This is a genomic window from Actinomadura sp. BRA 177, from assembly GCF_013372625.1.
Lineage (GTDB): Bacteria > Actinomycetota > Actinomycetes > Streptosporangiales > Streptosporangiaceae > Spirillospora.
On record NZ_JABXFD010000258.1, the window covers coordinates 1 to 6,088 of the forward strand.

General features: G+C 73.6%; 7 protein-coding genes and 1 riboswitch. Of the genes, 5 read left to right on the forward strand and 2 right to left on the reverse strand.

Annotation, left to right across the window (positions count from 1 at the left end; translation table 11 throughout):
- Together HUX53_RS10660 and HUX53_RS10665 are read right to left on the reverse strand one after the other, a co-directional pair.
- The coding region (locus HUX53_RS10660) for a TerD family protein (RefSeq protein WP_176402999.1) at positions 1 to 596 on the reverse strand (596 nt) is incomplete at its 3' end.
- Between the two features lie 7 nt (positions 597 to 603).
- Positions 604 to 1,173, reverse strand: a complete 570-nt coding sequence (locus HUX53_RS10665) for a TerD family protein (protein ID WP_176403000.1) — start codon at positions 1,171 to 1,173, stop codon at positions 604 to 606.
- Between the two features lie 238 nt (positions 1,174 to 1,411).
- Here HUX53_RS10665 and HUX53_RS10670 point away from each other — a divergent pair, with 238 nt between their 5' ends.
- From HUX53_RS10670 to HUX53_RS10690, 5 genes are all read left to right on the forward strand, one after another.
- On the forward strand, positions 1,412 to 2,659 hold the full coding sequence (locus tag HUX53_RS10670) for a PHB depolymerase family esterase (RefSeq protein ID WP_309237159.1): 1,248 nt from the start codon (positions 1,412 to 1,414) through the stop codon (positions 2,657 to 2,659).
- 139 nt (positions 2,660 to 2,798) lie between these two features.
- A riboswitch (cobalamin riboswitch) is annotated at positions 2,799 to 2,859 on the forward strand.
- A gap of 68 nt (positions 2,860 to 2,927) precedes the next feature.
- Positions 2,928 to 3,119, forward strand: a complete 192-nt coding sequence (locus HUX53_RS10675; RefSeq protein WP_176403004.1) for a CbtB-domain containing protein — start codon at positions 2,928 to 2,930, stop codon at positions 3,117 to 3,119.
- 8 nt (positions 3,120 to 3,127) lie between these two features.
- Positions 3,128 to 3,862, forward strand: a complete 735-nt coding sequence (locus HUX53_RS10680) for a CbtA family protein (RefSeq protein WP_176403001.1) — start codon at positions 3,128 to 3,130, stop codon at positions 3,860 to 3,862.
- Positions 3,748 to 4,407: a histidine phosphatase family protein gene (locus tag HUX53_RS10685; protein ID WP_309237160.1), complete on the forward strand. Its 660-nt coding sequence runs from the start codon at positions 3,748 to 3,750 to the stop codon at positions 4,405 to 4,407. Before HUX53_RS10680 ends, HUX53_RS10685 begins: the two co-directional genes overlap by 115 nt.
- Positions 4,404 to 6,088, forward strand: a 1,685-nt coding sequence (locus HUX53_RS10690) for an ATP-binding protein (protein ID WP_176403002.1), incomplete at its 3' end; no start/stop codon positions are given. The genes HUX53_RS10685 and HUX53_RS10690, both read left to right, overlap by 4 nt.

A 6,088-nucleotide genomic window follows, 5' to 3' on the forward strand; every position in this document is an offset into this window, starting at 1 on the left:
TGGGCGAGGACCGCGTGGGGTGAACTGATCCTTGTCGTCGGCGGGGTGAGATGTGGATAAGAGACAGGCGGGACGGCGGCAGGCGGCGGGGGGCTCGCGGGTTCCGGGTCGCCCGGGTCGTCGACTTCGATGCCGTGGGCCGCGACCAGTTCGGCGAGGCCGCCCGCGTAGCCCTGGCCCACGGCGCGCACCTTCCACTGGTCGGCGCGGCGATAGATCTCCAGGCCGATGATCGCGCGCTCCGGGCCGAGGCCCGGGACGGTGAACTCCGCGACCGGGGCGCCGTCGGCGGTCGCGAGGGCGAGCCGCGGCGGCGGGATCGTCCCGAACGTGGCCGTGCCGGTGAGGCTGACCGCGATCAGCACCGCGGCGGCCTCGACCGCGTCCAGGTCGAGTTCGACGCGCTGGCCGGCGCCGGACCAGCGGACGCCGGGTGCCTGCGGCGCGTTGAAGAACACCAGGTCGGCGTCGGAGCGGACGCGCAGGTCCGGGCCGACGAGCAGGGCGCTGACGTCCGCCGGCGCGGCGCAGGACACCGTCGCGGTCACCCGCCGGGCGGGCAGCGCCGCGTTGGCGCCCCGGGTGAGTTCGGTCATCGGCCGGTCAGGCGTGCCCGGCGATCGCCGGGAGCATGTCCTGGAACGTGCGGCCGTGGCAGGGCTCCCCGATGGCGTTCATCTTCCAGCCGCTGCTGTGCCGGTAGAGCCGGGCCATGATCATGGCGGTGTGGGCGCCGCCGCCGGTCAGCGTGTAGCGGGCGAGCTCACCGCCGTCCATCTCGTTGACCAGCCGGCAGAAGGCGTTCTCGACCTCGTTGAAGGTCTGGCCGTTGAACGAGCTGACGGTGAACACCAGTGAGGTGACGTGCACCGGGAGCCGGTTCAGGTCGACGATGACCGACTCGTCGTCGCCGTCGCCCGCGCCGGTCAGGTTGTCGCCGGTGTGCCGGACGGACCCGTCGTCGCTGACGAGCTTGCCGAAGTACACCACGTCCGCCAGGTTCGTGTCGGCGAACAGGACGCAGGACGCGTCGAGGTCGATGTCCCGTTCGCGGGAGCCGAAGAACCCCTTCTTCTTCACCGCGTCCCAGCCCAGGCCCATCCGGACCATGCTCAGCGCGCCGCCGGGCTTCTCCAGCGAGATCCGCTGGCCTTTCACCATCGAGACGGTCACAGCCGTCGCCTCCCTGCTGTCCCATGCCGCGCTGACCCCGAGAGCGCGCCGGCCCAACGCACCCGGTCACCACGGAACGGTCAGGTGCGAGCAAAGCCTTGCAGGCCGTCCACCCTGTTGTCACCTCGTTCGGGCGGGGACGGCACGTGAAACGGGTGGAAGGCTCCTTGTCCGCGGCGCGCGGGCGGCCGGATAGTGACGATCGCCGGGCGACTCGCGAACAGGAAGCGGTGGTTTGGTGAGGGCTTTGGGTGTGCTGGTGGCGGCGATCGTCGCCGCGATGACCGTTCTGGTGGGGCCGCCCGCGTCGGCGGCCGCCCTGACGGAGGTCACGAACTTCGGGACGAATCCGACCGGTCTCCGGATGCATCTGTACGTTCCGGACCGCGTCCAGGAGCGGCCGCCGGTGCTGCTGGCCGTCCACTGGTGTACGGGGTCGGGGCCGGCGATGTACTCGGGGACGGAGTTCGCACGGCTCGCCGACCAGTACGGGTTCATCGTGATCTACCCGTCGGCGACGCGCAGCGGCAACTGCTTCGACGTCTCCTCGCCGCAGGCGCTGAAGCGCGACGGCGGGAGCGACCCGGTCGGGCTCATGTCGATGGTCCGCTACACGCTGCAGCAGTACGGCGGGGACGCGTCCAAGGTGTTCGTCACCGGTGTCTCGTCCGGCGCGATGATGACGAACGTGATGTTGGCCAACTATCCCGACGTGTTCGCGGCGGGCGCGGTGTTCGCCGGGGTGCCGGACGGCTGCTTCGCCACGACCGACGGGTCGGAGTGGAACAGCGCGTGCGCCAACGGGACCGTCCTGAAGACGCCGCAGCAGTGGGGCGACATCGCCCGCTCCGCCGACCCCGGCTACTCCGGGCCCAGGCCGCGCGTGCAGCTGTGGCACGGCACCGCGGACGACACGCTGCGCTACCCCAACTTCGGCGAGGAGATCGACCAGTGGACGAACGTCCACGGCCTGTCCACGACGCCGACGTCCACCGACCAGCCGCAGCAGGGCTGGACCCGCACCCGCTACGGCGACAAGGTCGAGGCGTACTCGCTGCAGGGCGTCGGCCACAACCTCATGGCGTCGGGCATGGCGCAGCGGACGATCGAGTTCTTCGGCCTCGACCAGGGCGGCACGACGGAGCCGCCGGGCGACGGCGGCGGATCCGCGGACTGCAGCGTCGCCTACTCGGTCAACGCGTGGAACACGGGCCTGGTCGCGAGCATCACGATCACCAACACCGGCTCCACGGCGGTCAACGGCTGGACGCTCGGCTTCACCCTGCCCGCCGGGCGGACGATCACGTCGGGTTGGGGCGCTAGCTACCAGCCGAAGAGCGGCGCGGTCAGCGCGACGAACGTGTCCTACAACGCCGCGATCCCCGCCGGCGGCTCCATCGGCATCGGCCTCCAGGCCACCCACACCGGGAACAGCGGCAAGCCGTCCGATTTCACCCTGAACGGCACCGCCTGCACGGCCGCGTGACCGTCCGTTCCCGTGCGGAGACATCCCAGCGCGTCTCCGCACGGGAACGGCCGTGCGCTCACAGGCCGGGGCACCGGGCGGTTGACACCGGTACCGGCAGACCGTACGGTTCGCTTGATTCACGGTTGCCCGAGGGAAATCCGGTGAGATGCCGGTGCGGACGCGCCACTGTATCCGGGACGACGATCCCGGGAGCCAGGTCGCTCGGGCGGCCGCGACCTCATTGTCCGGGACGCGCTAGATCCCCTACGGAGGCTCCGTGAGCACCATGTCTGCGCCGAGCAGGTCCGCTCGCACCATCCCCCTTCCCCGCCTGATTCCCTGGCTGCTCGCCGTGCCCGCGCTGCTGCTGATCGGCTACCTCGTCCTGATGGACAACGGTGCCGTGTCGCAGACCGGCGGTTACCTCCACGAGCTGATGCACGACGGGCGCCACCTGCTCGGCGTGCCCTGCCACTAGGCCGCCGCATGGTACGCACCCTGCTGGTCAGGGGCCTTCTTCTGGGCCTGCTGGCCGGCCTCGTCGCGGGCGTCTTCGCCTTCACGGCCGGAGAGCCGCGCATCGACGAGGCGATCGCACTGGAGAACGCCGCCGCCGCGCACGAGCACGGCGCCGGCGCACCCGCCCACGAGCACGAGCACGGCGAAGAGGTGAGCCGCGGCACGCAGAAGGCGGGGCTCTTCCTCGCCACCGGCCTCTACGGGCTCGCCGCCGGCGGCGTGTTCGCGCTCGTCTACGCGGGCCTGCGGGGCCGGGTCGGCCCCCGGTCGGACGGCGGGCTCGCGCTCGCCGCCGCCGGGACCGCCTTCGCCGCCGTCATCATCGTCCCGTTTCTGAAGTGTCCGGCGAACCCGCCCGCCGTGGGCGACCCCGAGACCATCAACAGCCGCACCCTGCTGTACCTGGCGATGATCGGTGTCGGGCTGCTCGCGACGGCGATCGCGGTGACGACGGCGCGCAGCGTGCCCGGCGGGCCGTGGGCGCGCTGGCCCGCCGCCGTGCTGGCCTTCGCCGTCCCGGTGGCGGTCGCGTCGCTGCTGCTCCCGGGGGTGGACGAGGTGCCGGACGGGTTCCCGGCCACGCTGCTGTGGCAGTTCCGCATGACCTCGCTCGGGACGCAACTGGTGTTCTGGGCGGCGTTCGGCACGCTGTTCGGCTGGTTCTGCGACCGGGCGGCGCGTTCCGCCGCCGTCCCGGCCTGAACGGGCTGCTGTTCGTCCGGCACGCGACGTCGGCGGGGATGCGGGAGGCCCGCTTCCCCGCCGACGGCACCGCCGCGGACGCGAGCGGCCTAGCCGGGGCGAAAGCCCTGGCCGGGGCGTTCCCGGACGGCGAGGCGTGGACGTCCCCGTCCCGCGCCGCCCGGGAGACCTGCGCCGCGCTCGGTCTCGACGCCCTGCCGGTCGCCGCGCTCGCCGAGGCCGACTACGGCCGGTGGGCGGGCGTCCGGTACGCGGACGTGGACCCGGACGCCCTGGCCGGGTGGCTGTCGGCCCCGGACACCGCACCCCATGGCGGCGAGTCCCGGAACCAGGCCGCGGCGCGGGTCGCGGAGTGGCTCGGCGGCCGGCCGTCCGGGATCGCGGTGTGCGACGCGGGCGCCATCCGGGCCGCACTCCGCCACGCCCTCGGCCTGGACATCGCGGCGGCCGACCGCATCGACCTCGCGCCGCTGTCCACCACGCGACTGACCGCCGCCCGGGACGGGTGGCGGGTCGCGCACGTCAACCGGAAGGTGGTTCCTTGAACGCCCGCTATCCGTTCAGCGCCGTCGTCGGGCTCGGCGACCTCAAGCTGGCGCTGCTCCTCAACGCCGTCTCGCCGCGGGTCGGCGGGGTGCTGGTGCGAGGTGAGAAGGGCACCGCGAAGTCGACGGTCGTGCGGGCGCTGGCCGCCCAACTGCCGGCCGTGGAGGTCGTGCCTGGCTGCCGGTTCGCGTGCGACCCGGCGGCGCCCGACCCGTCCTGCCCGGACGGCCCGCACGAGCCGGGCGGCCCGGCGGAGCGGCGGCCGTCCGCGCTGGTGGAGCTGCCGGTGGGCGCGTCGGAGGACCGGCTCGCCGGGTCGCTGGACGTGGAACGGGCGCTGACCGAGGGCGTGAAGGCGTTCGAGCCGGGGCTGCTGGCGGCGGCGCACCGGGGCGTCCTCTACGTGGACGAGGTGAACCTGCTGCACGACCACCTGGTGGACCTGCTGCTGGACGCCGCCGCGCTCGGCACCTGCTACGTCGAGCGCGAGTCGCTGTCGATCCGGCACGCGGCGCGGTTCCTGCTCGTCGGGACGATGAACCCCGAGGAGGGCGAGCTGCGGCCGCAGCTCCTCGACCGGTTCGGCCTCACGGTCGAGGTGCGGGCGTCGCGGGAGCCGAAGGAGCGGGCGGAGGTCGTCCGGCGGCGCCTCGCGTTCGAGGCGGACCCGGACGCGTTCGCCGCGCGCTGGGCCGGCGCCGAGGCCGACCTCGCGGAGCGCATCTCGGCCGCGCGCGAACGCCTCGGCGGCGTGCGGCTGCCGGACGCGCGGCTGGAGCAGATCGCGACCGTCTGCGCCGGCTTCGAGGTGGACGGCCTGCGCGCCGACCTCGTCACGGCGAACGCCGCGCTCGCGCACGCCGCCTGGCAGGGACGGGACGAGGTGACGGGCGAGGACGTGCGCGCCGCCGCCCGCCTGTCGCTCCCGCACCGCCGCCGCCGCGACCCGTTCGACGCCCCCGGCCTGGACGAGTCACTCCTCGACGAACTCCTCGACAACGCGTCCCCCGACAACGACCCGCCCCCGGAGGGTGGCACACCCCCGCACGATGGCAGTTCACCGGATGACCGCGGCTCACCGGACAGCAGCACCCCGCCCGGAGCTGACACCACACCGGGCAATCGCACCACGCCGGGTGGTCGCACCGAGTCGGGTGTTAACGAGATGTCGGGCGACGAGAAGACGCCGGGTGATGACAGGTCGCCGGGTGGGCGGGATTCGTCGGTACGGAACGGTGACGAGGGCGCCCCGGCGGCGGATACCGCTGGGGCGGGCGGTGGCGAGCAGGTCGCGGCGGTGGCGGCGCCGCATGCGGTGCCGTTGTGGGAGGTTCCCGGTGTCGGGGACGGGGCGGCGGGCCGCCGGTCGCGGGCGCGGACGGCGCGGGGCCGCATCACCGGCGCACGCCGCCCGACCGAGCGGGTACGCGACCTGCACGTCATGGCGACACTACTGGCCGCCGCCCCCCACCAGCAGGCACGCGGACGCCCGACGCCCGCAGCAGAGCCTCAGCGAAGCGCAGCGACCGGGCCGGACGGGTCTACCAGGGAGCGCGGTAGAACAGCCGGCCGCAGCAAGACGGACGTGACTACCGGTGAACGCGGGAAGGCGTCCGGCCGCAGGGGGACGGGGCTGGTGCTGCGGCCCGGGGATTTGCGGGAGGCGGTTCGGGAGGGGCG